Source organism: Ruficoccus sp. ZRK36 (genome assembly GCF_019603315.1).
Lineage (GTDB): Bacteria > Verrucomicrobiota > Verrucomicrobiia > Opitutales > Cerasicoccaceae > Ruficoccus.
In genome coordinates, this window is sequence record NZ_CP080649.1 from 415,466 (window position 1) to 440,287 (window position 24,822).

23 protein-coding genes and 1 tRNA gene are annotated in these 24,822 nt (G+C 62.0%); 9 read left to right on the top strand and 15 right to left on the bottom strand.

Translation table 11 applies throughout. The features are described 5' to 3' along the window. Positions 1-28 precede the first annotated feature (28 nt). Positions 29-2,827 (bottom strand): M16 family metallopeptidase, encoded by a 2,799-nt coding sequence (locus tag K0V07_RS01770; protein ID WP_220622814.1) that lies wholly within the window; start codon positions 2,825-2,827, stop codon positions 29-31. 99 nt (positions 2,828-2,926) lie between these two features. Between K0V07_RS01770 and K0V07_RS01775 the strand changes: the two genes are divergently transcribed. Then, the gene (locus tag K0V07_RS01775) at positions 2,927-4,228 is read left to right on the top strand and encodes a 3-deoxy-D-manno-octulosonic acid transferase (RefSeq protein ID WP_220622815.1); all 1,302 of its coding nucleotides are present in this window, start codon (positions 2,927-2,929) and stop codon (positions 4,226-4,228) included. A gap of 273 nt (positions 4,229-4,501) precedes the next feature. On the opposite strand, the gene K0V07_RS01780 is transcribed toward K0V07_RS01775, so the two are convergent. From K0V07_RS01780 to K0V07_RS01810, 7 genes are all read right to left on the bottom strand, one after another. Then, positions 4,502-5,233, bottom strand: a complete 732-nt coding sequence (locus K0V07_RS01780; protein WP_220622816.1) for a 6-phosphogluconolactonase — start codon at positions 5,231-5,233, stop codon at positions 4,502-4,504. Between the two features lie 51 nt (positions 5,234-5,284). Then, on the bottom strand, positions 5,285-6,283 hold the full coding sequence (locus K0V07_RS01785) for a glucose-6-phosphate dehydrogenase assembly protein OpcA (RefSeq protein ID WP_220622817.1): 999 nt from the start codon (positions 6,281-6,283) through the stop codon (positions 5,285-5,287). Positions 6,284-6,305: 22 nt separating this feature from the next. Continuing rightward, complete coding sequence (gene zwf, locus K0V07_RS01790) at positions 6,306-7,850, bottom strand: glucose-6-phosphate dehydrogenase (protein WP_220622818.1); 1,545 nt, start codon at positions 7,848-7,850, stop codon at positions 6,306-6,308. A 121-nt stretch (positions 7,851-7,971) separates the two neighbouring features. Next, entirely contained in the window at positions 7,972-8,397 is a 426-nt protein-coding gene (locus tag K0V07_RS01795) for a YraN family protein (RefSeq protein WP_220622819.1), read from the bottom strand. 17 nt (positions 8,398-8,414) lie between these two features. Beyond that, positions 8,415-8,789, bottom strand: a complete 375-nt coding sequence (gene rsfS / locus K0V07_RS01800; RefSeq protein WP_255568072.1) for a ribosome silencing factor — start codon at positions 8,787-8,789, stop codon at positions 8,415-8,417. Next, positions 8,782-9,393, bottom strand: a complete 612-nt coding sequence (gene nadD / locus K0V07_RS01805) for a nicotinate (nicotinamide) nucleotide adenylyltransferase (RefSeq protein WP_220622820.1) — start codon at positions 9,391-9,393, stop codon at positions 8,782-8,784. The genes rsfS and nadD overlap by 8 nt, the downstream gene beginning before the upstream one ends. Next, positions 9,386-10,453 carry a sigma-70 family RNA polymerase sigma factor gene (locus K0V07_RS01810; protein WP_220622821.1) on the bottom strand — a complete coding sequence of 356 codons (1,068 nt, stop codon included), beginning with the start codon at positions 10,451-10,453 and terminating at the stop codon, positions 9,386-9,388. Before K0V07_RS01810 ends, nadD begins: the two co-directional genes overlap by 8 nt. Positions 10,454-10,723: 270 nt before the next feature. Here K0V07_RS01810 and K0V07_RS01815 point away from each other — a divergent pair, with 270 nt between their 5' ends. The 8 genes from K0V07_RS01815 (at position 10,724) to K0V07_RS01850 (ending at position 18,193) form a co-directional block, all read left to right on the top strand. Continuing rightward, on the top strand, positions 10,724-11,386 hold the full coding sequence (locus K0V07_RS01815) for an exopolysaccharide biosynthesis protein (RefSeq protein ID WP_220622822.1): 663 nt from the start codon (positions 10,724-10,726) through the stop codon (positions 11,384-11,386). A 161-nt stretch (positions 11,387-11,547) separates the two neighbouring features. Next, positions 11,548-12,855: a GTP-binding protein gene (locus tag K0V07_RS01820; RefSeq protein ID WP_220622823.1), complete on the top strand. Its 1,308-nt coding sequence runs from the start codon at positions 11,548-11,550 to the stop codon at positions 12,853-12,855. A gap of 203 nt (positions 12,856-13,058) precedes the next feature. Next, positions 13,059-13,265 (top strand): cysteine-rich CWC family protein, encoded by a 207-nt coding sequence (locus K0V07_RS01825; protein WP_220622824.1) that lies wholly within the window; start codon positions 13,059-13,061, stop codon positions 13,263-13,265. A gap of 100 nt (positions 13,266-13,365) precedes the next feature. Beyond that, entirely contained in the window at positions 13,366-14,331 is a 966-nt protein-coding gene (locus K0V07_RS01830) for a metal-dependent transcriptional regulator (protein WP_220622825.1), read from the top strand. Further along, positions 14,328-16,562, top strand: a complete 2,235-nt coding sequence (gene feoB, locus K0V07_RS01835) for a ferrous iron transport protein B (protein WP_220622826.1) — start codon at positions 14,328-14,330, stop codon at positions 16,560-16,562. Before K0V07_RS01830 ends, feoB begins: the two co-directional genes overlap by 4 nt. A 73-nt stretch (positions 16,563-16,635) precedes the next feature. After that, the gene (locus K0V07_RS01840; protein WP_220622827.1) at positions 16,636-17,055 is read left to right on the top strand and encodes an iron dependent repressor, metal binding and dimerization domain protein; all 420 of its coding nucleotides are present in this window, start codon (positions 16,636-16,638) and stop codon (positions 17,053-17,055) included. A 133-nt stretch (positions 17,056-17,188) separates the two neighbouring features. After that, complete coding sequence (locus K0V07_RS01845) at positions 17,189-17,947, top strand: N-acetylmuramoyl-L-alanine amidase (RefSeq protein WP_220622828.1); 759 nt, start codon at positions 17,189-17,191, stop codon at positions 17,945-17,947. A 161-nt stretch (positions 17,948-18,108) separates the two neighbouring features. Continuing rightward, a tRNA-Leu gene (locus K0V07_RS01850) sits at positions 18,109-18,193 on the top strand. Positions 18,194-18,275: 82 nt separating this feature from the next. Here K0V07_RS01850 and K0V07_RS01855 read toward each other — a convergent pair. The 7 genes from K0V07_RS01855 to K0V07_RS01885 are packed head-to-tail and all read right to left on the bottom strand — an operon-like array spanning position 18,276 to position 24,813. Continuing rightward, a complete protein-coding gene (locus K0V07_RS01855) occupies positions 18,276-19,622 on the bottom strand; it encodes a class I adenylate-forming enzyme family protein (protein ID WP_220622829.1) in 1,347 nt (448 codons plus the stop codon). After that, on the bottom strand, positions 19,619-20,038 hold the full coding sequence (locus K0V07_RS01860; RefSeq protein WP_220622830.1) for a hypothetical protein: 420 nt from the start codon (positions 20,036-20,038) through the stop codon (positions 19,619-19,621). The genes K0V07_RS01855 and K0V07_RS01860 overlap by 4 nt, the downstream gene beginning before the upstream one ends. Then, a complete protein-coding gene (locus K0V07_RS01865; RefSeq protein WP_220622831.1) occupies positions 20,031-22,361 on the bottom strand; it encodes an MMPL family transporter in 2,331 nt (776 codons plus the stop codon). Before K0V07_RS01865 ends, K0V07_RS01860 begins: the two co-directional genes overlap by 8 nt. Then, positions 22,358-22,969: a hypothetical protein gene (locus K0V07_RS01870; RefSeq protein ID WP_220622832.1), complete on the bottom strand. Its 612-nt coding sequence runs from the start codon at positions 22,967-22,969 to the stop codon at positions 22,358-22,360. Before K0V07_RS01870 ends, K0V07_RS01865 begins: the two co-directional genes overlap by 4 nt. Continuing rightward, positions 22,969-23,760 carry a glycosyltransferase family 2 protein gene (locus K0V07_RS01875; protein ID WP_220622833.1) on the bottom strand — a complete coding sequence of 264 codons (792 nt, stop codon included), beginning with the start codon at positions 23,758-23,760 and terminating at the stop codon, positions 22,969-22,971. Before K0V07_RS01875 ends, K0V07_RS01870 begins: the two co-directional genes overlap by 1 nt. Further along, entirely contained in the window at positions 23,753-24,052 is a 300-nt protein-coding gene (locus tag K0V07_RS01880) for a hypothetical protein (protein ID WP_220622834.1), read from the bottom strand. Before K0V07_RS01880 ends, K0V07_RS01875 begins: the two co-directional genes overlap by 8 nt. Next, positions 24,040-24,813, bottom strand: coding sequence for a lysophospholipid acyltransferase family protein (locus K0V07_RS01885; RefSeq protein ID WP_220622835.1), 774 nt, complete (start codon positions 24,811-24,813; stop codon positions 24,040-24,042). Before K0V07_RS01885 ends, K0V07_RS01880 begins: the two co-directional genes overlap by 13 nt. Between the last annotated feature and the right edge of the window lie 9 nt (positions 24,814-24,822).

Sequence of the window (24,822 nt, forward strand, 5' to 3'; positions counted from 1 at the left end):
CGCAGAGCACTGAAATGTAACGCCGGTACTATTTCTTTTCCGGTACAACCGTCACCTTAAGGCCTTCGGTGTCGCCCAGGTATTCACGGGTCAGTTCATTGAGCTCATCCACGCTGATCGCGTTATAGTCACTGGAGATCGTGCGCGCCCACTCCAGCACCTGTGGCTTCTCCTGAGAGCGCAGCAGCACGCGGTTGAGCCAGTAGCCGTTGGTGCGCAGGTAGTCCTTCAGCATGTTGAGGATGGGCTTGATCGCCCGCTCGGTCTCATCCTCGGTGACGTTGCCCGTCCCCAGATCCTTACCGAGATTATCCAGCAGGACGGCCAGCTCCTGCGCCTTGTCCGGGGCGCAGATATTGAGCGCAAAGAGATAGCCGTAGTCCTTAAAGGTTTCGCTGCTGATATTTCGCGCATAGGGGCTGTAGCCCTCGCCGAGCTTCTCGCGCACTTCCACCCGCAGGCGATCCGCCAGCACATAGGAGAGCACATTCAGACGGCGCGTGCGCTCGATGTCCCAGAAATCCACGGTCGGCCAGTAGACGACCGCGGCGGCCCGGGGGATGTCTGTCGCGTAGGGGAAGTTTTTCTCCGTCACCCCTGTAGGGAATGCCACACTCTCGCGCTCGGCGATATCGGCAGCCGGTGCATCCGCACGCTTCGGCAAGGCCCCGAACGTAGCAGCCACAGCCTTCAGCGCCGTCTCGTAGTCGATGTCACCGACCACGGAGATCTCCAGATACGCATCAGCAAGCGGCTGGGCCAGCCAGGCCTTTACCTCTTCCATCGTCCGCGCATCGAATTGCTCCTTATCCGGCATCCCGAAGAAGCGGCTCCCATCGGCCAGAAAACGGCTCACCTGGTTCCCCATCACTCCCTCCATCGTATGGTCGAGCCGCAGGGCCACCTCGGCATATTGCTGGCGAGCGAGGCGGGCCGCCTCCTCCCGATAGCCGGGCTCCGTCAGGGCCGCTGCCAGCAGCTGCACCTGCGTCGTAAAATCCGCCGGGGAGCAATTACCGCTGAGCAGAAAGGCATCCGTATCGACATCAAAGCCCAGCCCCACGTCCTTACCGGCGAGGGTCTGCTGCAGCTCGTCCGCGCTGAGCTTTTCCAGACCACCGGCCGCGAACACCATCCCTGTAAATTCCGCCAAGCCCGGCTGGTCTGCCGGGGACGTCAGCTTGCCGCCACCGAAGCGTACGGCCACCGAGACGCTACCCGCCTCGAAGTCGGTTTGCTTGAAATTGAAGCGTACGTTGTTAGCGAAAACCACTTGATGGATATCTAGGTCTTCGACGGTGCGTTCCTTCACGACCTCACCCGCCGGGCCAAAGTCCGTGTACGGCCATGGCTTGGCCTCGACCATCTCCGGCGGCTGAACATCGGCAGCGGCGCTGGCCATGAAAACATCCTCGATTGTGGGGTCGTCCGCGCCAAGCTCGAGGTTGCCACTGACAAAGACGTAGCGGTTATCCACCGTCCACAGTAGTCGCAGGGCGGCGAGCGCCTCGGCTGGGCCAAAGTCCGCCATCGCGGCCTGCGCCAGCTCCAGGTCCGTCTGCGGCGAGGTGAAAACCTCGTCCCGCGAGAGTGAGCGCACAATCGCGCTGGAGAGCGAACGGTCAAGCCGCGTAGGAGCTTCCTGCACGGCACGCTCGTAGCCCTTGAGCAGATCGGCCTTGATCTCATCCACCTCAGCGGGGGTAAAGCCGTACTGGAGCGCGCGGCGCAGCTCCTGCTCAGCAACCGTGAGAGCAGCCTGCCACTGCTCCGGGCGGCACGTCATCTCCACGCCACCCAATTCAAAGAAATCCAGATAATCATAGGCGTAGGCGGCCCCCTCGGAGAAGGGAGCGTCCGGCTCCTTGGCCAGCTTCTCAAAGCGGCGGGTGAGAATGCGGCTGGCAGCTGCGGCCTGGATATCCCCGATGCGCACATCGGCGCTGTCCGCAGGCTTCGAGTAGGGGCGCAGGCTCTCAATGCTGATCACGGTCGCGGGAGCCTCCGGCTCACTGTGAAGCGTCGTGTGCAGGCCGGGCGCTCCCACCGTGCCCAGATCAGGTTCGCTGAGCGGCGTCTCCGGGTTTTTCAGCGGCCCAAAGGCGGCCTTGAGCAGCGGCTCGACTTGCTCCGGTGTCACGTCCCCGACCACGACGACAGCGAGGTTATCCGGGCGATACCAGTCCGTGTAAAAATCAACAAAAGCCGTGCGGGGGGCACCCTCGATGACCTTTTCCAGCCCGATGGGCAAGCGCTGTGGCAGCAGTGAGTCGGGGAAGAGGAACTCCCAGTTTGCAACAAACGTGCGGTAATCCACCGAATCGCGGGCACGCAGCTCACTGAGGATGACGCCGCGCTCGTGGTTGATCTCTTCTTCACCCAGCAAAAGCTCACCCGCGTAGTCGGAGAGCACCTGAAAGCCCTCCTTGAGCAGCGCGTCGGTGTTGCCGGGCAGCTCCAGCTTATAGACAGTCTCGTCAAAGCCGGTATGGGCGTTGGTGTCGGCCCCGAAGCTCATCCCGATGCGCTGGAGGTACTCCACCAGCGAGCCGGGCGGATAGTGCTTGCTGCCGTTAAAGGCCATGTGCTCCAGAAAGTGTGCCAGCCCTCGCTGGTCCTCCCGCTCCATGAGTGAGCCGGCCTTGACCAGCAGACGCAGGCTGACCTTACCGGGGGGCTCGGCATTGGGCATGATCGCGTAATCCAGGCCGTTATCGAGCTGCCCCCAGGTGACGGCAGGGTCGGGCTGCAGGTCGCTGGAGACCGGTTGCGCAGCCACCCACAGCGGCAGCAGACAGGCGAGAGAGAGGAGAGCGGAGTGTTTCATGGATACGAAAAATCCCAGCCTAGCAGCCTCCGCCGAGGCCGCAAGCGAGAGAATTGTGTTTCATTCGTCCGCTTATGGTGTCAAAAAGTTCCTTTTCCCATGATTTGGTTTTACCGGCTGCTCTTCCTGCCCGTGCTGCTCTTCGCCCTGCCCTACTACGGCTGGCGGATGTATCGGCGCGGCGGCTACCGCCACGACTTCCACCACCGCTTTGGGCTGATCGACCGCCCCCCCCCGAAACGCCCCGGTATCAAGCGCGTGTGGATTCAGGCCGTCAGCGTGGGCGAGATCCGCGCCCTCACCCCACTGGTGGATGCCCTGCACGCCCTGCCGGGCGTCGAGCTGATCATCACCACGACCACGAGCACCGGCTACAAGATCCTGCGCGAGGAGTTCGCCCCCAAGGTGCTGAAGGTGGGTATCTTTCCGCTGGATTTCTGCCCTTTCAGCCGCAACTCCTGGCGTCGTCTCGACCCGGACCTGGCCATCCTGATGGAGGCCGAGCTCTGGCCTGAACACCTTTACCAGGCCCACCGCCGAAAAGTGCCCGTACTGCTGATCAACGGCCGCATGTCCGACCGCTCATTCCGGCGCTACCAAAAGCTGCCCATCGTCAGCCGCCGCCTGATGAAGCGCCTCTCCGGGCTGCTCGCCGCCACCCCGAACGACGGCAAGCGCTTCCTCGCGCTCGGTGCGAATCCGGCCACTACCGCCGTCACCGGCAGCATGAAGCTCGACGTCGAGGTCGCCCCCGTGCTCAGCCCCGACGAGGTCACCACTCTGCACCGCGAGATGGGCTTTACGACGGAGGGTCAGCCCGCGCCGCTCGTCCTACTCGGCTCCAGCACCTGGCCCGGCGAAGAGAAACTGCTCGTCGAAACCCTCAAGGATGCGCTTACCGCCGGGATCGACGCGCGCCTGCTCATCATCCCCCGCCACGCAGAGCGACGGGGTGAAATCATCGAGCTGCTGGACAAGCAGCCCCTACCCTGGCATCTGCGTACCCGCGATAAGCAGGCCCCGGCTGCGACTAAAATTTACGTCGCCGACACCACCGGCGAGATGGTCCGCCTCAGCCAGGCCGGGACTCTGGCCTATATCGGGAAAAGCCTGCCCCCCAACGACGGCGGGCAAACCCCGGTCGAGGCCGCCGCACTCGGTCTGCCGCTGGTTTACGGACCTCACATGAGTAATTTCCGGCACATCTGCCGTCAGCTTGAGGAAGCCGGCGCCGCCCGCAAGTGCCCCGACGCTGCCACCGTCAAAGCCGTCCTGCTGGAGCTGTTGAAAAACTCAGCCCGCCGCGAGGAAATGGCCACCGCCGGTCGCGCCTGGCACGCCGCCAACCGCGGCGCTACCGCCCGCATCGTCGAACGCGTCCGCCAGCAACTGGGGAAGTAAAAGGGTATCGTTTTCTGGGGCTACGCGCCCCAGCCCCGCGGCAGCCGCAGGCTGCACTTTCGATGCTGCGCATCGTGTCAGCGATCAGAGCATCAAAACTGGATCGCCCCCATCATGGGACGCTTCATAAAGGTGGGCCAGGTCAAGGGAGACCTCAATAGCGGTCCAGCGTTTGGGCGAAGCCCGGACGCTGGACCGAAAGTGCAGGCTTCGCCTGCCGAGGGTGCAGGGCTGCGCAAGCCCTGCAAACAACAAACCATCCTCCCCTCCCCGCTACAGCAGGGCTGCGGCGGCTTCGTCCACGAGCCAGACGGTCTTGTCGGCGTGGGCGCGCAGGAGCTGGATCGGCTTATGCGTGGGGTTAAAGTCTTCCTTGAGGGCAGCCTTGAGGGGGCCGGCTTTATTCGCACCGGGGCAGCAGACCACGATGCGCTTGCACTTGGTCAAGCCGTGCGGGGTAAGCGTCACCCGCCAGCCGCGTGAAGGCCAGAGCGTGGCGGCAAAGCTCTCCGTGAGCCCGGCACCGATCAAGGGGCACTCCGGAAACAGCGAAAGGGTGTGGTTATCATCACCCATCCCGACGAAGCACACATCGTAGGCGCGCTCCTCGCCGACCTTGTCATTCCAGGCCTTGGTGTAGGCGTCGGCGCAGGCCGCAGGCTCCAGCTCCGTGGGCCACGGGAACTTGTTCTCCGCCGGCACGCCAAGCGGGGTCAGCATCTCGCGGTCGGCGTGGCCGAAGTTGCTGTCGTCATCCTCCTGGGGGACGCAGCGCTCATCACTGGTGGACCAGAGAACCTTTTTCGCCACCTCGGGCGAGAGGGTTTTGTTCTCCCCCACCCACTTGAAAAACGCCTTCGGGGTGGAGCCACCACTGAGCCCGACCGTCGCCAGCCCATCGCCAGCCTCATCCACCGCCTGGTGGATGTACTTAAGCATCTCGGCATAGAGTTCTTCTTCGGCCAATACGTGGACCTGTCCGTATTCAGTCGGGATGGTTTTCATCTAAAGTCGTCAATATTCGTGGTTCGCAATGCTCGGGCCGGATGACCCGGCTCAGTTAAAAAACAGCGCTTCGGCCAGGGCGTTAACCGGCTCCAAAAAGCCGACCTGCATCGGTGTGCTGACTCGGCCTGAGCCAAAGTCTGCCGTCACCCGTGCGTCCAGCCCCTTGTTTTCGTGGGTCCATAGGAAGTGCCGTGAGTCGTCGTAGGTCCACTCAATCTCCAGGCAGTTCGAGCACTCGCTCTTGTGCTGGGTAAACTCGGTATTGAGGTCGAGCTTGGCATCTTTGGCACATGCCTGCAGGCAGGACTCAGTCCACTTGAGCAGGTTGCGGGCTTCGCCCTCGCGACCGTCGGTGTAGCGCACCTGCACGCCTTGAAGGCCACCGGCGAGCTTGGCCGTCTCGTAACGGCTGAGGAACTGCCCCAGCGATTGGCGGATGGGAAGGATACGCGCGTGCGCGAGGTCGACAGCGGCCTCCGGACGCGGCCACTTCACCTTGAGAATATCCGCCTCCTCGATGTCCGAGTCGTAGATGACCCGGCGGCAGCGCTTGACGAAGTCCAGGTGCATGCCGGTGATGCGCTCGGCCGGGATGCGGTTAAACCAGTGGTAGGTCGGCAGGTCATTCTCCAGCCAGATCGAGACCTGATTAGCGAGAAAACCGGCCTCACGTGTCGGGTAGCCGAGCATGAGCGCCTCACAGCAGCACATGTCACGCATCGACGAGCCGACATAGCACTGGGCAAAGAGCTTACCCTGCAGCAGGCGGTCGCTGGACTCGCGCCCCATCGGGCACAGCACAACGATCCGGCACGGGTAGCGCTGGGCAAAAGCGATGGCGGTGTTGAAGCGGTCAAAGGCCTCGTCGGGCGAGGTTTTCAGCCCGAAGTGCAGCACGATATTCATCTGCGAGGCCCGAAACTCTGACGGTGCCTCCTGGTCGGGATTTACCGTGCCCGCCCACATCTGAGTGAGCGAATGCGTCACCTCGGAGACATCCATGAGCTGTCCCGGTAACGCGTCGAAAATGGTCATATCTTCTGTCATGACGGTACTCCTTTGTTCGGCGTTACGGGCCAGCGCGGCGCCATTCGTGATTACTGTCCCACAGCAGGCGGTCAGCCGAGAGCGGGCCCCAGGAGCCACAGGCGTAGGTATCCAGGCCCTTGCGGCCACACTTTTCCCAGTACTCCAGCAGCGGCGTGTAGAGCTTCCACGAGGTCTCCGTCTCATCCCCGCGGATGAACAGCGTGGAGTCGCCCACCATCGCATCGAGGATGAGTCGCTCGTAGGCCTCAGGCGTATTCGAGCCAAAGGTCGTGGCGTAGCGGAAGTGCATCTTCACCGGCTGGGTACGCGTCTCCAGACCGGGGATCTTCGAGTTCATGAGCAGCGTCGTGCCCTCGTCCGGCTGGATCTGGATGACCAGGGTGTTCGAGGCCATGTCGAAGCGCGAGGGGTCCGTAAAGAGCCCACCCGGGGGCTGCTTGAACTGGATGGCGATCTCGGAAACCCGGCGGGCAAGGCGCTTACCCGAGCGCAGGTAGAACGGTACCCCCTGCCAGCGCCAGTTGTTAATCGAGAACCGGATCGCGGCAAAGGTCTCAGTGGAGGACGTCGCAGGGATGTCCTTTTCGTCCATGTAAGCGGGAACCTTCTCGCCCCCGATCAGACCCTCGGAGTACTGCGCACGCACGGCGTCGCCTTCCTTGGGGTCGAGCTTGAGCGGGAGGATGGATTTGAGGAGCTTAACCTTCTCGTCGCGGATATCCTCGGCCCCGAGCGAAACCGGAGCCTCCATCGCGGTGAGAGCGAGCAACTGCATGGTGTGGTTTTGCAGCATATCGCGGGTCGCGCCGCTGGTGTCGTAGTAGCCGCCGCGCGTGCCCACGCCGAGGTCTTCCGCCACGGTGATCTGGACACAGTCCACGTAGCGGCGGTTCCAGATCGGCTCAAAAATCGTATTGGCGAAGCGCAGCACCATGAGGTCCTGCACGGTCTCCTTACCGAGGTAGTGGTCGATACGGTAGACCTGCTGCTCGTCAAATTGGTTGGCGATGATGCGGTTGAGCTCCTGAGCCGTGGCCAGGTCGCGCCCGAAGGGCTTCTCGATAATCATCTTCGAGGCCAGTGCGGTGCCCTTGCCATGAGCGGCCAGGCCGCTTGAGCCGAGGTTCTCCAGGATCGGCTTAAAGACGGTCGGAGGAGTGGAGATGTAGAACACGAACTGTAAGTCGCGGCCGGACTTATTTTCGATGTCGAGGCACTTTTCACGCAGTTCCTCGAAGGCTTTCGGGTCATCGTAACCGCCTGCGTGGTAGTGGATGTTACCCTTAATCTGGGGCCAGATATCGGTGTTGAGCGGACGGCGTGAGAACTTCTCGATGTCCTTCTCGGCATCGGCCTGAAACTCCTCGTCGGGGATCGGCTTGCGGCCGTAGCCGATGAGGTGGAAATCGCCCGGCAGCAGGTTGTCGAGGCCAAGGTTGTAGAGGGCGGGGATGAGCTTACGGGCGGTCAGGTCGCCGGATGCCCCGAAGATCACGATGATCGTGGGCGGCGCGCCGCGGTGCTTGCTCAGTCCCTGCAGGAACGGGTGACGGTCTTCGCTCATAAAAGGATGATTAGTCTGAAGTTACGGCCTCGTATGCACGCAGCAGCACAGCCAGCCCACAGACGCGACGCATCCGGGAGAACGGTTGAAGCAACCTTGCGAACATGAGAGAGAGTTGGGCCTAGTTAAACAGAGAAACGTTCGGGTGATGATATAGTGCGAAATCCCCGTCATGGCCAAGCCTAAGTTCGACAATATCAAAACGCGTGTGCACAGGCAAGCGCCCGAGGCTTTTTAAATACGCTTTGCAGACACGGCGCAGGCGGGTCTTTTTCTCCTCCGTCACCGAGTGAAAGCCGCCCACCAGCGCGGATTCGTCCCGCGAGCGTACCTCGACAAACACCAGGACCTGCCCGTCCTGGCAGACCAGGTCGATCTCGTCGTTACCGGCGCGCCAGTTACGCGCCAAGATGCGATAGCCCTGCTTGCGCAGATAGGACGCCGCCCGACGCTCGCCAAAACGCCCCCGCCCCGCACGGTCCGCTGGAGCCCGCAGGCCGAGTTTTTCCAGAATCAGTCGACGCCAGTCCATGAGAGGATGAGGCATCGCGCCCCACAGGCGGTTTATAGATCCACCGGGAGGGCGTCCTTCCAGAGGACTTCGAGCCGGTAGTTGTCGCGCACATCTGTCGTAAAGACATGCACCATAATGTCATAGGCATCGACGACGACCCAGCCACTTTCGGGATGGTTGTCCGTGCCGAGCACTTCGGACCCTTTGTCGGCGAAGGCTCTCTCGGCGGCCACACGCAGGGCCCGCAGGTGGGGCTGGGAGTTACCGGTGGCCAGGATCAGGAAGTCCGTGACCGATGACTGGCCGCGCACGTCCAGCACCTTGAGGTTTTCGGCCTTGCGGTCTTCCAGCGCGTCCAGGCAGTGCCGGATGCGCTCTTTATCCTGAGGGGAAATGGGCTGGGTGTCGGTGGTGGATTCAGTCACAATAAAGTCTGTGAGTTTCGATATAGGCCTCAACCGCACGCGGCAAGAAAAACCGCGCCCCCATTCCCTGGGAGATGCGCTTACGCAGTTCGCTGGAACTCACCTCAAAGGGGTGGCCGTGGACCAGATGAAAGCGCTCCGGGGGGAATCCCGCAGGCACGGTCAGGGCCTTTCCGGGGCGTCCCACCACGATCAACTCCGCCAGCTCAAGCAGCCGGTGGGGTTGGCGCCAACGGGCAAATTTTGTCACATGGTCGGCCCCGACGATCCAGAACAGCCGCGCATCACGGTACTTCACCCGCAGGCGCTCCAGCGTATCCACGGTATACGAGGGTGCAGGCAGGCGGATTTCACAGTCCTCCACGCGCATCTGCTTATCGCCCCGCAGCGCCAGATCCAGCATGGCTACCCGGTGGACGGCCTCGACGGCCGGGGCAGTCTCACGCAAGGGCGTATGCGGAGAGGGGACAAAGTAGACCTTGTCCAGTTCCAGCTGCTCAATCGCATCCTGTGCCACGAGCAGGTGGCCATTGTGAACCGGATCAAAACTACCGCCGAGAAAACCGATTCGAGAAGGAGATGGGGGGGCTTTCGCCTCAATCATAGATCTCCTGATAGACCGGCTTTAGCGCTGATTCAAGCTTCTGTAGGGCACGTTTTTCACGCATGCTCACCTGCTGGTGGGAAATACCAACCTCCGAGGCAATGCTGGCCAGGGTTCGCGGGTCGGTCCCCGGCTCCAGGCCGAAGCGCAGGGCGAGCACCTCACGCTGCTTGTCCGTCAGGCCGTTCAACACCTCCAGCAGGGTCCGGTAGAGATCCTTTTCACTCAGCGAGTCAGAGGGTGCAACCGCTTCTTCATCACTCAAATGGCGGGGTGCATTACCGTCCGAATCGTCCGCCATATCGTCCAGCGACAGGCGGGGCTTGAGCAGCCCCTCATACGGAGAAGGTTCTTTGTCCTTTTTATCTTCGGGCGGAGTGGGCTCGCCCTTACTGGACTCAGTCAGGATGCGAGAGGCCAGATTGATCGGGACATGCACCGGAAAGTGTTCCTCCATCAGGTAGTTACGGATATGCCGGGTGATCCAGGTACGGGCATAACTACCGAAGGATGCCTTGTTGTCCTCGACCTTGTCGATGGCATGGAGCAGGCCAAGGCTGGCCTCCTGAAACGCGTCGGGGCGCAGGTTGGGATCGAAAACCTGACGGTTGACCAGCTTGTGAGTCAGCGACTGGTAGCGGCGGAAGAGCACCGTCTGCGCCCGCTTGTAGCGGCGATGGCGCGTGCCGATGGAAAAAATCGCCTGATGCTGAAACTCGGCCCACTGCGTAGTGGTCAGGGATACGTCCAGCTCGTGACTGGTCCACAGATCCAGCCCGAAACGATCACTGAATGACAAGGCGATCTTGGCGGGAAAACGTTGGTCGTAGTGCTCCAGCAGCCATACGATGAGCCGCTGCTTGTTTTCGAGCAGGAGCGAGTCTACAACTGAGCGGAGGTTAATCCCGCGTCGCGGCTGAGGGAGACCCAGCTCTTTCAGTCCCTCTGCATCCAGCTTTTCCCACAGGGGCAATTGCAATACCCAGTCCAGTCTGCGACGGTACGCAGCAATGACTCCCCGACAGCCTCTTTCGCTCAAGGCACGGTCTTTACCGGTCATCCGGGGTAAGACCGAATCGCTATCAAATGGGGTAACTGGAGTGGCCTCAGCCATAAGTCAGGATTATATCATTCCGGTGCTTGGGCTAAAACTGTTAAACGTTTTTTTGCGAACGCGCAAAGGATTTTTTTGCAGAACATATGCAATATCGCATATTACAGCCCCTCAACCCTAACTGAGGATGAACTTTAGCGCGTTTTTTACGGGGGTAATACGCCACTGTCTTGTAAAATATCCCTTTTTTCACCAATTTTCAACGCCACCACCACTATGAGCCAACACAGCGCCGCGCATCACAGCCTTTCCGAAAGCCTTCGGTCCATCGTATCGGGCCAGAGCGAAAAAGTCAGCCTCGGGGAAATCGTCGATGCGATCGAGGACAAGCAGTTCGGCATGCTCCTGATCCTGCTGTCCATCCCCAGCGCGCTGCCAGTCCCCGCCGCCGGCTACAGCACCCCATTCGGGATAGCTATCCTCATCCTGGGGCTGCAGATGCTGGCCGGACGCCGTATCCCCTGGCTGCCGCAGAAGATGCGGGAGAAGAGCTTTAGCCGACAGAAGCTCTCAGGCATGATCGGCAAGGCCAGCGGTTTCTTTCGCTGGGTGGAGAAGCTCGTCCGCCCTCGGCTCAGCTGGCTCAGCGGGCGTGCAGGCTACCGCCTGATTGCCCTGCTGGTTATCTTCATGAGCCTCCTCATGTGCCTGCCCATCCCCAGCACCAACACCGCTCCCGCCATGGTCATCTTTCTGATCGGGATCGGTCTGTGCGAGGACGACGGGCTTTTCGCCCTGGGCGCCTGTGCACTGGGGATCGTAGCTGCCCTGCTCTATGTGGTCGTGATTTACTTTGCCATCGTTCTGATCCGTGAACACGGCTGGGACGGCATCAACCAGCTCAAGGAATTCATCAAGCAGAAGCTCGGGCTCGGTTAAGCCACGCTCCGCCAAGTCTATCGGACCACAGCCGTAGCGCACCGGAACCCCCTCTGGCCACCGACAGGCACCCTATTGCAACTTAATTGCACTTGACTCGCAGCCCCGTGCGGGCAACGTTTGCAAAACGCCCAAGCGTCCCACGTAGCCTAAATTGAAGCATGAGCTTTCTCCTCTGGAATCCTGACGAAGTCCCCTCTCTGAGACAGCGTACGCCCGTCACGGTCGTAAGCGGTTTCCTCGGGGCCGGTAAGACGACCCTTCTCAACCACATCCTCAAGCATTCCGCCACTGAGCAGCTTGCTGTCCTCGTCAACGACCTGGGCGAGGTAAACATCGACGCTTCGCTGATCCGCTCTCAAGTCGAAACGCTGCCCGGTGCGATCGGGGGCGTCGTCGAGCTGACCAGTGGCTGCATCTGCTGCTCGATCCAGACCGAGCTGATGGATGCCCTACTCTCGATCTACGAGCGCTACCGCCCTGCCCATATCATCATCGAGGCAACTGGCGTAGCCGAGCCCAAGTCGATCCTGGAAACTCTTTACGCCGGTAACTACCACGGGCGGCACGGCACGGACTTTCTGCGCGTGGCCAATATGGTAACGCTCGTCGACGCCTCCAATCTGGAGCAGTATTTAGCGCCCCCCGCAGAGGCAGACTCCGGCAAACGGACTCACCTGCTCTCCGCAGATCCCCGCAAGCCCCTGCAGGAGCTCCTGATGGAGCAGATCGAGTGCGCAGACGTACTGGTGATGAACAAGGCCGAGTGTTTGAACGAGTACGACCGCGACCGGCTCAGCGTCTATTTGAAAAAGCTGAATGCCCAGGCTGAGGTCTGGGAAGCCAGCTTCGGGGCTATCGACGTCGACGCACTCATGCTCGAATCGCGTTTCTCCGAGGAGCGCACCCTGACCGGCGCACTCTGGCGGCAGGAGCTTTTATCCAATACCCATGGCCGGCGGATGCATGAGCATGACCACGCCCATGATCACGATGAAAAGCACACGTGCTCATGCGGGGGTGACGGTCACTCCCATTCCAAGCATGAGCATGATTGCGGGCATACCCACGAAGACTTCCATCAGGACTACGGCCTTGAAACATTCGTCTTTAACGCGCGCCGCCCCTTCGACGAAGCACGCCTCTACAAGACCCTCCGCAACGGCCTGCCCGGTGTAATCCGCGCCAAGGGGTTCTACTGGGTCGAGCGCTGCTCTGATCGTGTGGGACTACTCTCCATCTGCGGAAAAATCCTGCGCACGGAGTTTCTCGGCGAGTGGTGGCATACCATGGTCGAGCAGGGGCGAGCCCCTGAGGACACGCTCCCCGTGGAAGTCCGGGAGGCCTGGCTGCCAGGTGTCGGAGACCGCAGACAGGAGATCGTCTTCATCGGCATCGACATGGACCGCTCCGCCATCACCAAGGCCCTCGCCAGCTGCTTTATTGATGAGCCCAAGGCATCCGCCTGAGCACAGCTTTTTGCTACCTGCAGGAGCCCTATACCTTAACAGGCTATGAAGCGCTGCTTCTGTATGACAATCTCGGACAACCTCCAGATTGACAGGTCTGCGGCAGCGTTGATACTCTCAGGAAAAGGAGCTTACCCGTCATCAAACACCCCGACTTAAACCACTCCGGCCACCCCTACTTGGCAACCCCCTCCCACCCCTCCGTGGTTAAGCGATGCCCTCGCTGCGGCCACGTCTTTGAATGTCGCTCCAACGACATCGCCCACTGTCAGTGCACACGCGTGCTGATGCCTCATGGGCTGCCCTCCTGGGTCAAGGAGCTCTACAACGAGTGTCTCTGTGAGGACTGCCTGCGGGCTCTGGCCAAGGAAGCCAGCGACGAAGCCGAGAGCTCGTCCAAGTCTTCCTGACCTGCAATATCCTCACCGCGCTCTTGACTTTGAGTGAGAGGGAGTGAATGATACTCGCAATGTAACCTAGGCTACATTGGTATTTTTTCCTCCACAACTGATGGCAGAACCTTCTCCACTCTCACAGTACCGATCCACTGACTCCCTCGACCGCGTCTGCACCGAGGACACCCTGAAGTATCTGCACGAGTGCGAATACGAGGGGGAGCAAAAGCTTGCCTCGATTGAAGGCGTCGCCGGGGTGCTCAACCGCTCGCTCAATGAGACCGTGGACCTGCTCAAGCGCATGCGACAGGCCGGGCTTGTCACGCTGCAGGGCTCCGGAGTCGCTATGACCGACGAGGGCCGCAACTACGCCCGTCAGGTCATCCGCGCCCACCGCTTGTTCGAGACCTACCTGGCCCGCATGACCCAGGAGCGCCCGACGCACTGGCACCGCAAGGCAGACGAGGCCGAGCACAAGATTTCTCCCGAAGATGTGGACGCGCTCTCCCAGCAGTTGGGACATCCGCGCTATGACCCGCATGGCGACCCGATCCCGACCCGCGCGGGTGAACTGCCGGAGCTGACCGGGGTCGCCCTCGACAGGGTGCCCGACGGCACCATCGTGCAGGTTGTCCACGTCGGCGATGAGCCGGAAGCATTGGGCCACCTTTTGGTCGAGCTGGGTCTCGCGCCCGGCATGCTGCTCAAGGTCATGGCCCACGAGGCCGATATGCTGAGCGTCTGGGTCGAGGGTCGCGAGTGCTTGCTCGACCGTGCGGCAGCCGCCTTGGTCCGCGTCGTAGAAACCGACAGCAAGGAGCTTCCCCGCGTCACCCGTCTGTCCAGCCTGGCCGAGGGTGAGTCCGCCACCGTTTCCCGGCTCCTGGCATCCTGCACCGGGTCCGAGCGCACACGCATGCTCGACCTGGGCTTCGTCCCCCCGAGCCGCGTCAGCGTGGAGCTGAAAAGCCCGATGGGCAGCCCCATCGCCTACCGCATCCGAAACACCCTCGTGGCGCTACGCCCCGAGCAGGCCGATCAGGTCGTCATCGATATACCAGAAGAGGAGGCCCGCTCATGAAGTGCTCCCAGTGCGCATCCACTTCCTGCCATTGCCCGACGACAGCGACGCCGCGCCCCCTGGGGCTGCGCGCCGAAAACTGCGACGCGGTCATCGCGCTGGCGGGTAACCCCAACACCGGCAAGAGCACCGTCTTTAACCGCCTGACCGGCCTGCACCAGCACACCGGCAACTGGCCCGGCAAGACCATCGCCCGCGCCGAGGGAGCTTTTTCCTATGAGGATAAAACGTACCGGCTGGTGGACCTGCCCGGCACCTATTCGCTGCTCTCAGCCTCACCGGACGAGGAGGTCGCCCGCGACTTTGTGCTCTTCGGCCGCCCGGACGTAACGCTCGTCGTGGTGGACAGCACCGCAGTCGAGCGCAACCTCAACCTCGTCCTGCAAATCCTCCAGATCACCCAGCGCGTGGTCGTCTGCTTAAACCTGATGGACGAGGCCCGCGCGCACCAGATCGAGATCGACGTGCCCGCACTGGAGGCCGAGCTCGGCGTCCCCGTCGTTCCCTGCTCCGCCCGTCGCGGCGAAGGCATGGACGAGCTACTGAAGGCCATCTCCCGCGTCGCCGGAGGTGAACGCCCCGAGGGTCGCCGCCTGCCGCTCGACATCCCGGAGATCCAGCAGCCCCTCGCTTCACTTTCCGAGGCCATCCGCGAGGCCTTCCCCACCCTGCGCCACGTACCCTGGATCGCCCTGCGTCTGCTCTGCGCCGACGAAACCGTGACCGTCTCCATGCGCTCCGGCGAAATTGGCCAACTGGCCGCCGACCACGCCGCCTCCAGCGGTAAAGCCGATGACCACGAAAACAGCGAACGCGACCGCGAGGCCGGGGAGCACATCTGCAAGCTGGCCGAGTCTTTCCGCTGGCACACACCGGTCAACCTGCACGACCGCCTGACTGAGCAGATATACGCCGAGTCGGCCCAGATATTTACGGCCAGCGTTAAACAGGCTTCCGACTCGCCCCGCGCACGCTGGCAGGCAAGGCTCGACCGCGTCCTGACCCACCCGCTGATCGGCTATCCGGTCATGCTGCTGATCTTCGCGGTCATCCTATGGCTGACCATCGTGGGCGCGAACTACCCCAGCAGCATGCTCGCCAGCATCCTGCTGGACTGGGGGCATCCCCATCTGCGCGAGCTGACGGTGAGCCTCGGTTTCCCCTCCTGGCTGACGGGGCTCACGGTGGACGGCATGTACCTGTCCTGCGCATGGGTGATCAGCGTGATGCTGCCGCCGATGGCGATCTTTTTCCCCATGTTTACCCTGTTGGAAGACCTCGGCTACCTGCCGCGCGTGGCCTTCAACCTGGACCGCATCTTCCAGGCCGTGGGGGCGCACGGCAAGCAGGCGCTGACCATGTCAATGGGGCTGGGCTGTAATGCCGCGGGGATCATCGCCTGCCGTGTCATCGACTCGCCCCGTGAGCGGCTGATCGCGATGATCACGAATAACTTCGCGGTCTGCAACGGCCGCTGGCCGACCCTGATCCTGATCGCCACGATCTTCTTTGGGTCGCTTGTTTCACCGCAGTTCTCGACCTTTGCGGCCACGGGTGTGGTCTTCGGGGTCGTCACGCTGGGCTTCGGGCTAACCTTCCTCAGCTCCTGGATACTCAGCCGCACCGTACTGCGCGGCGAGGCCTCAACATTTAGCCTGGAGCTGCCTCCCTACCGTCCGCCGAACTTCTGGAAGACCCTCTACACCTCGCTGATAGATCGCACCCTGTTTGTGCTGTGGCGGGCTATCGTCTTCGCGGTACCGGCTGGAGCCATCATCTGGCTCGTCGCCAATGTCCATGTCGACGGAGAAGCCCTGGCCACGATCTTCAGCGGCTGGCTGCAACCGCTGGGCTGGGCCATGGGGCTGAGCGGGCTGATCCTGCTGGCCTACATCATCGCCATCCCGGCCAACGAGATCGTGATCCCGACCATCCTCATGCTCACCGTGCTACAGACCGGCATGACCGACCTGGGGGCGGGCGCGGGTGTGATGTTCGAGGCCGACGACGGCATCGTCCACCAGATCCTCATTGCCGGAGGCTGGAGTACCATGACTGCCGTGTGCCTGCTGCTATTCTGCCTCTGCCACAACCCATGCAGCACCACGATCTACACCATTTACAAGGAGACGCGTAGCGCCGGCTGGACCGCCCTGGCCGTCCTCCTGCCTTTTGCCTTTGGGGTGCCCCTGTGCATAGCAGTCGCCTTCATCTGGAGGTACGTCGTCTAATTAATCCCCACCATCGCGCGTGAAGCCGACTAGGATCTTGTCAACCGCCGCAGCCGCGCTTTTCCTATAAAACATGCCGCCAGAACACACCGCCCAACGGCACGAACGCGTCCGCCGACAACACTCCGATGAGCTGGCGCAGGACTACGTGGAGGCCATCCACGAACTTCGCGAGGAAACGGGTGTGGCGCGGGTTGTTGACCTGACGAAAATTTTCGGCGTCTCCCACGTCTCGGTCATCCGCGCGCTGGCCCGACTGGAAAAGCGCGGCCTCGTCAGTCGCTGCCCGGATGAAGGGATTGTGTTAACCGAGGAGGGCACCGAGTGGGCCATCGCCTCGGCTGCCCGGCACACCCTGGTGGTCCGTTTTCTGTGCGGGATCGGTGTCTCCGAAGCCCAGGCCAACGCCGACGCCGAAGGGATCGAACACCACCTCAGCACCGAATCCCTCAAGGCCATCAAGCAGTTCCTTAAGAACAACCCGCAGCACTAGACGCTCACTCGTCGAGCCCGCTCAAAATACGTAAAACAGCCGCGCCCTTACCCGGCCTTTTGGGGCACCCGCTTGACATCAGTGCTGGCCCATCCATCCTTACTGCGAAAGCCTCGTCAGAGAACCTATTCCCATGCATCCGCCCTCTCACCCATCCGCGTCTACCCGTCGTCACTTCCTGCGATGGGCACTGGGTATCGGCGCGGCGCTCACCCTCCCGGCGGTTAGTTCACTGGGGGCAAGCTCTTCCCAGCGCACCTACCGCGTGCAGCGCGGAGATACCCTGAGCGAAATTGCCCGGCGCTTTGGCGTAAAGGTCCGCGACATTCAACAGGCTAACCGCCTGAAAGGCGACCGCATCCTGGCCGGGCAGTCCCTGATCATACCGGGCACAGGTCCGCAGACAGATGCACTCGCGCCGGTCATCGCGGCCACCCAGAGACTCTCAGTAGACCGATCCCGCTGGCAGTACATCGTCGCGCACCATAGCGCGATCGAGCAGGGCAATGCCGAGATCTACGGCTCCACCCACACGCGCCGTGGCATGGAAAACGGCCTCGCCTACCACTTTGTCATCGGTAACGGCATCGACTCCGGCGACGGCGAAATCGAGATCGGCCCGCGCTGGTACAAGCAGCTGCGCGGCGGCCATGTCCGCAGCACACACGTCAACGACGTGGGCATCGGCATCTGCATGGTCGGCAACTTTGAGAACCACCCGCCGACCGACCGCCAGCACGCTTCCTTTGTCCAGCTCGTGGACTACCTGAGCAAGCACTGCGTCGCCCCCGACTACACCTTTACCGTGCACAAGTGGGTGGACCGCAACCACACGCTCTGCCCCGGTAAGCACTTCCCCTATCAGGAGATGAGCCGCCGCTACCGCGCGTAATCCATGAGGACTGCCGTGGTCCGCAGGGATGAGCTATCGCACTGCATCGCCACTTCACAGCAGACAAGCTCTCGCCGCCCAGAAGGTTAAGACCGTCAGGTATCCGTTTTTAAGGATTGCCCGCTGCAGGCAATTCCCCAATCTTCACGGCTTTCCCACTTGCCCGGGTGGCGGAATTGGCAGACGCGACGGACTCAAAATCCGTTTCCTTCGGGAGTGCGGGTTCGACCCCCGCCCCGGGTACCAATTTTTAAAAAACCCGCAGCGATCACTGCGGTTTTTTTAATGTGCTACGCTGAGATAGGTACGACTCTCGCGAGTCGGGCACTCACTGGCACAGCGCTTGCCGCAGGGCCCGAATATCAATCTTCCCCCTCCCGGTTCGGGGGATTACATCCAGCCGCCGCACATGCAGGCGCCGACTCAATCGCGGAAACGCTGCGCTCAGGCAACTCGCTATCTGCTCGACCTCCAGGCCCCCCTCATAGGCCAGGTAGACCCGCTCGCCAGCAGGCTCATAAAAGGCCGCTACCTGCCGCACATGAGCTTCGCGGGCGGCCACCTGCTCCAGACGAGCCAGATCGAGCCGCACCCCCGCGCACTTGACGATCCGGTCGGCACGCCCGCGGATCACCAGCCCACCCTCGTCCGTAAAGCTAACCCGATCGGCGAGCGCAATGCTTGCGGCTCCGCATTTCTCACGCCCACGGCCATATCCGCTAACCGCACGAGACGTAACCTTCAGCCGTCCGTCAGCAGTTTGCCCCAACCGAACGCCGTCCATCACCGTGCCCACAGAGTCACCCCGCAGCCCCGCCTGAGCATCCCGGTCATAGGCGATGCCGCCGGTCTCACTGGAGCCATAAAAATTATGCACGAGCAGACCTGTCGTTTCGTGGAACCGGCGAGCCAACTCCGGGCTCAATGCCGCAGCCGCCGAGATGACGAGTCGCAGGGGTTTGAGAGAAAGTGCGCCTGTTCGCGCGATACCTTCCAACACCGCAGGCACCGTCGGCAAAACCGTCGCGCCCGTCCGGGCAACTTCCTCCGCAATCACATGCGGGAAGGCAGCGCTCCCGATCACCACAGGCACGCCATACGCCAGCAACGGCAGGACGAGATTTCCCAGCGCGTAGGAATGCGCAAAGGGCAGCAAGGCAAAATTCCGGTCACGCGCATCGAAGGCCATCGTCGAGAGAATGTTCTCGGCATCTGCGCACAGCTCGGCCTCGGCAAAAGGAATTGGCTTGGGAGCTCCAGTCGAGCCCGAGGTCAGCTTTATCAGGGCCACATCCGACTTCCAGCGCCGCGATCCAGGCTGAGCGACAATCCCTGCGCTCGTTATCTGCAGGACCGTGCCGAGCAGTTCAGCGGCCGTCTCCAGCTCCGAGTCCGGCGCGCCATTATCCAGCGGCACCACGACTGCGCCCACTCTGCGCAGAGCCAGAAATGCAGCCAGCCAATCCGCACCATTGGGAAGGCGGAGCGTGACTGCGCGGCGGCGCAGCGCGTAGCCCCGCAGCCGCTCTTCCCATTCGCGGGCGAGTTGTTCCAGCCCGGCAAAGCTCACCGTCTCTCCGCCAGCCGCATCGATCACCGCAGGTTTATCCTTAAACTGCCGACAGAAGCGCTCCCATGCCAGCTGCATGGGCTCCCTTTCCATTGCGTGCGTCATGAGGCGTAAATCGTCAACTGCCCCCCTGCGAGCAGGTTCCCGGCAGCATCCTCCAGGTGCCCATTAAAGCGAAAAACGCCCGCCTCACTCCACGTATCCAGTTTTGAATACACGCGCATCATTTCTCCACACGGGAGTGGTCGAGGCCCCATCGTCCATCGTGTTGCTTTAATCAGACGACCCGAGCGCCAACCCCGCTCGCGATGATGCCAGCCGACAAAAACACCGGCAGCCTGCGCCACGACTTCAAGCGACCATGCCTGAGAGGCCACCATCGTGGCCGGGGCCCCTGAGTCCGGGACAAACACTGCCTCAGCCTGCACAAGATCATCTCCCATCTCGACAATCCGCCGCAGCAGGCACATCGGTCCGCGGTGCGGGATTAATTCTTCAATAGGTGGAAAAGCGTCAGACATCGTTTCGACTATCTTGTGTGGATGAATCCCCTTGTGTCCAACCTATCAGCTCCGCACCCATCCAGGCAAAGAAAACAGACACGGAGACCACGATACCCAGATCACTCAGTGCCTTGATATCACTCATACCCAGCAGGGCAAAGGCGCTTGCCGTGGTCAGCGCAGAGACGCGAACGGATACCGGCGCCTGACCGCGAAAATGCACCGCAAAGGCTCCGTAGTCCAAGCCGAGGCAATAGGCGAGAATCGCCCCGATAACCGCCAGCAGACTTAGTCCGCCACCAGTCAGCGTAGCCACAGCCAGCCCGAAGGTCACTGCGAAGGCAGGCAGCAATGCGACCGTCACCCCATCACGCCAGCCGAACACCGCGACCAAAACAACGACTACCGCCAGAAAGCCGATAGCCGCATTTTTCAGAACAGCCCGGCGGGCCGTCTCCAGGATGTGGTTGATGGCGACCCGCCCGTCGACCACATGCGTCGTCGACTCCAGTGACGCCGGGACCTCGACACGATCCCGTACCCCAAACGTCCCGACCCACTCCGCACCGTCCTCCATCAGGGCAGCTCGCATGGGACCGCGCAGACGGGCTGCCAGCTCGCGGATCGCCTCGCCCGCGGCCGGATCAGCCACGGCCTCGGGCATATCGTCGAGGCTATCCACAAACCCCTCGAAGGCGGAGGAGTCAAAGCCCTGCGACTCGAATTCCTTCAGCAGTGCCTCCCCGTAGGCTTCCCGCTGTTGACTGAAAACTTCCCATGCCTCGCTGCCATCCGCTCTCCCGAGCAGTGAGGCCGGGCCCGCCAGCTCCACCCCGCTTGAGCGAACATCGTTTAGCTGTTGAAGCAGCGTCACCGGGCTCTCGGCGACGGTGAACCACTGGCTCTTGATCTGAGACTGCGTCTGCCCAAACTCTTTTAGTAATGCCTCATAGCGATCCATCGTCGCCCCCACAGGGATCTGGTAGCTTTTGATCTCGTCGTCGAAGCGATGCTGAACGAGCAGAGCAGTCAGCGCACCGGCCCAGAGCAAACCTGGCACCACCAGCCAGGCACGGGGGAGCGGCCTTCTAAATTTGAGATATAGCGGTTTCCGTAGAGGTGAGCCGTCGCCGCTTGGAGCCATGTATGGCAGGATCCACCGCACCGCAGCCAGCGCCCCCAGCAGGCCAGCGGGCACCATCACCCCTGCCTGCTGAATGGCGGGCAAAGGCGCCAACCAGAGAAACGCCAACCCCAGGCACGAGGACAAGCAACCGGCCAGTAGTGGTTTTCGGATACACTTCCACGATCTAAGCAGACTCCCGCTATCGCGGTTTGCCACCAGATGCACGGCATAGTCCACGGCCAGACCGAGAACCACACTGGCGATCCCCAGCGCGAGCACGTGGATTTTCCCAAAAACAAGCAACCCCACCACCACCGATGCCAGTACAGACACCAGCAGCGGCACAAGCGCCAGCAGCAGATCTGCGAAGCGGCGCACGAGCAGCACCAGCAGGATTACCACCACCGCAAACATGGCGACATTCAGCACCGTGACCTCATGCCGAGTCAGTTCCTCGCTCAGCTCGGCGATTTCGTAAACACCGCCACTTTCTATCTGCGCATCCGGCCAGCGCTCGGCGAGGGAGGCGCACACAGCATCCACCGCCTCAGCGATTTTTCGCTGTCCGGCAGGGCTGAGCGAATCCGCCTCCACGGGCAGCCAGGCCAGGACCGCACCGCTATCCCCCACCGCGGTCCCTGGCAGAGCCTCACGGGCACGCGGGATCAGCAGCCACGGATCTTTCGGCACTAGATCCGTGTAGGCGGTGGCCTCGGATCGGTTCAAAAAGCTATCCAGCTCGGCCACCGTTTCCTGAGCCAACCATTGGTTGAAGGCCTCAGGCGGTTGCCCTGTTTCCTGAAAGCGTGACCAGTGCGTCTGCAGCCAGCCGGGCGCGAAGAGCGTTTCCCGGTGCTCGTAGATAAAGCGCCCCAGCTCCTTCATCGGCTCAGGGTCGTCAGGGAAAAATACCTCTCCGAAAACTGGCTGCGCACCGGCCGCCTCTCGTATGGTCACGCGAACCTCTTCCGCATCGGCTGACGGGGCCACAACCTTCAGCAGGACACTGTCGGTGGCCATCGACTGGAGCTTATCCCGGATCTCGTGCGTCCGGGCAGACTCCACCAGCTCGGGCAGCGAGCTGCGGATATCCTCATTGAGAACCTCTTCCCAATCACGCGTCAGCAGGTACGCCAGGGGCAGCCCGATCAGCGCCAGCACCGTCACCATCAGCGTGAATACCCGGCGGTGCACACTAAGCCTCTCCGCACTCATAGCTGCGCGGGAGGCTGTCCGAACTGCTCACGGGGCACCCATGTCAGCTCTTCAAAAAAGTAGCGGCGCACCACCCCGTCACTGAGATATACTTTGACCGCGGCCACCCGCCCCTTTTCCACAGTGACCTCGACGCGCTTGAGGGATCGCTCCAGCTCAGGAGCTTGCGGGTAGAGCACAAAGCCGTCCGCTTGTGGCTCGATCCGCCAATCCCTGCGCAGCGCCTCCTGATCCCCGCCGATCAGATCCCGCAGCACGCGCACATACCCGGCCTCTGCGGGCAGACGCTGCCGGTGCCCCCCGGAGTCCTCAAAGTATATGCCGTCCTCCAGCAGGAGCAGGCGCTCCAAGCTGGACCCCGTATAGCACAGGATCAGCTCCCCATTTGGGGCACGATCAATGGTGCCACTGAAACGCTTGGGAAACCGTCGAAAGGGAAATTGCCGCTCCTCGCTGAAGGCAACCCGCGCGACCTGCTCTCCCTCCGGCCAGGCCAAGGCCTCAAGCTCGGGCGCAGCAGCGGTCGTCTCCGCCTCCGCAGAAGCGTCATCGGCCGCGGTCAGATTTTTCTGCGCATGAAGCGGACAGGCAGCCAGCAGCAGTAGCATCAGCAGCAGGCATCCGCGCCGCCGTTCCTGAGACGGCGAAAACGGCGACTGAGTCGGGCGACAGAAAGACATCTTGGTAAAAAAGCGAGCAGGAGCCTGATATGGAGCCAGACCATAAAGACATTGTCACGCAGATAGTGAAAGTGGCTCACCCCGCCCTCTTCGGCGGAGACATAGCGCACGGGCACGCGATGCTTCACGGGTGGTACTCCAGCCCAGAACAACCGCACCGCGACCTCCGGGTCGAAATCATAGCGCCGGGCAAACTGCGTCTGCGCCATCACCTGCCGCAGGGCGGCTACCGGGTAGACCCGCATACCGAAAAGCGGATCTGCCAGACCTCCCCAGAGGGTCTCGAACTGTGTCAGCCCGATGCTCAGCTGCCGCCCGGCCAGCCGCACCCATGGCGCGTCCGGGCCAAAGTCCGGCTGCCCCATGACAACTGCCTCAAGCTGCCCGCAAGATTGCTCCATCAGCTCGGGCACAGACTCCGCCGGGTGCTGCCCGTCGGCATCCATCAGTAGCAGGTGTGTAAACCCCGCCTGTGCGGCCTCATCCGCAGCCCTGGCCGCCGTGCCGCCCTTACCGCGGTTTTCCTCACTGACAAAGACGCGCAGCCCTGGCCAGTCCTCCGGGTGCTCCAGGAAACACGCATGTGCCCCGTCCGTGGACCCATCGATGAAGAGCCAGACCGGCTGCCAGCAGGCCAGCGCCGCCTCGACCGTCCGCCTCAGGATGGGGCCGGTATTATAGGAGGGCAGGACAAGCACGTGGGTCGAGGAGCTATTCATGCGGCACCCAAAGCATATCCGCATATACCCCCTCAGCGTCAACCACCTGTGCACGCCAGCCGCGTTTATCCGGCCTCAGGTTCAGCTCGACCGTGCGGCCCGGCTTCAGCTCACGCAGAAATTTCCCCTGCCGCAGCTCCCAGCTCTCGGCACCCTTAATCTGGCGCTCCAGCGCAGCCAGCGCCCACTGCACCTGCACAGCCGCAGGCACGAGCGGATACCCCGGGAAGTGGCCCTCGCAGCAGCCATTGGTCTCGGTCACCTCGATGCGCTCTGTTATTACTTCGGCCATTGGGCAAAGTCCTCCGACGTAAACTGCTCACGGTAGAAGCTCTCCAGCCTGCGGGCGAATACGGCTGGCTGCTCATCCTCTACCGGCTGAAAAGCTTTCAGATAGCTGTACTCACAGTGGAAGGGTAAAGCGTAGCGGCCGAAGAGCCCTCCCCGCTTACTCAGCAAACCGGAGGGGTTGCGGATGATCAATGCACAGACAGGTGCGTGCGTCCGCTTAGCCACCCAGGCAAACCCGGCCTTGAACCGGTTGAGAGGAGGCACCTCGGTGCGCGTGCCCTCTGGAAAGACTAACACCTGACGGCCGTCGTTAAGCGCCTTCTCCATCGCATGCAGCGACTCCATACCGTCGTCGTTGGCGATAAATCCCCCCTGCCTGATCATGTAGCGGAAAAACGGATTACGGCTCAGTCCGGCCTTAAAGACGCAGACGACCTCGGGGATCTCAATCAACAAGAAGAGCGCATCCAGCAGCCCCGTATGGTTGGCCACGATCAGGCACGGCCCCTTCGGCAAGCGATCCATATCGCGAAATCGCACACGCCCGACGCCCGTGATTTCAAGCAGGCGCGTGTATCGCCTCATCGAGTCTGCCAGGATACGCCGGACAAGACCGGGGTGGCGCTTCTCGACGCCTAGAGGTAGCAGCACCGCGCAAAGCACATTCAGGGCGAACGCCCACAGCCCAAACAGGAGCACGATCGCGACATACCGTAGATAGCTAAAGGTCGAGGATGCTTTTTGCGGTGACGGGCCGGACATGACAATAAC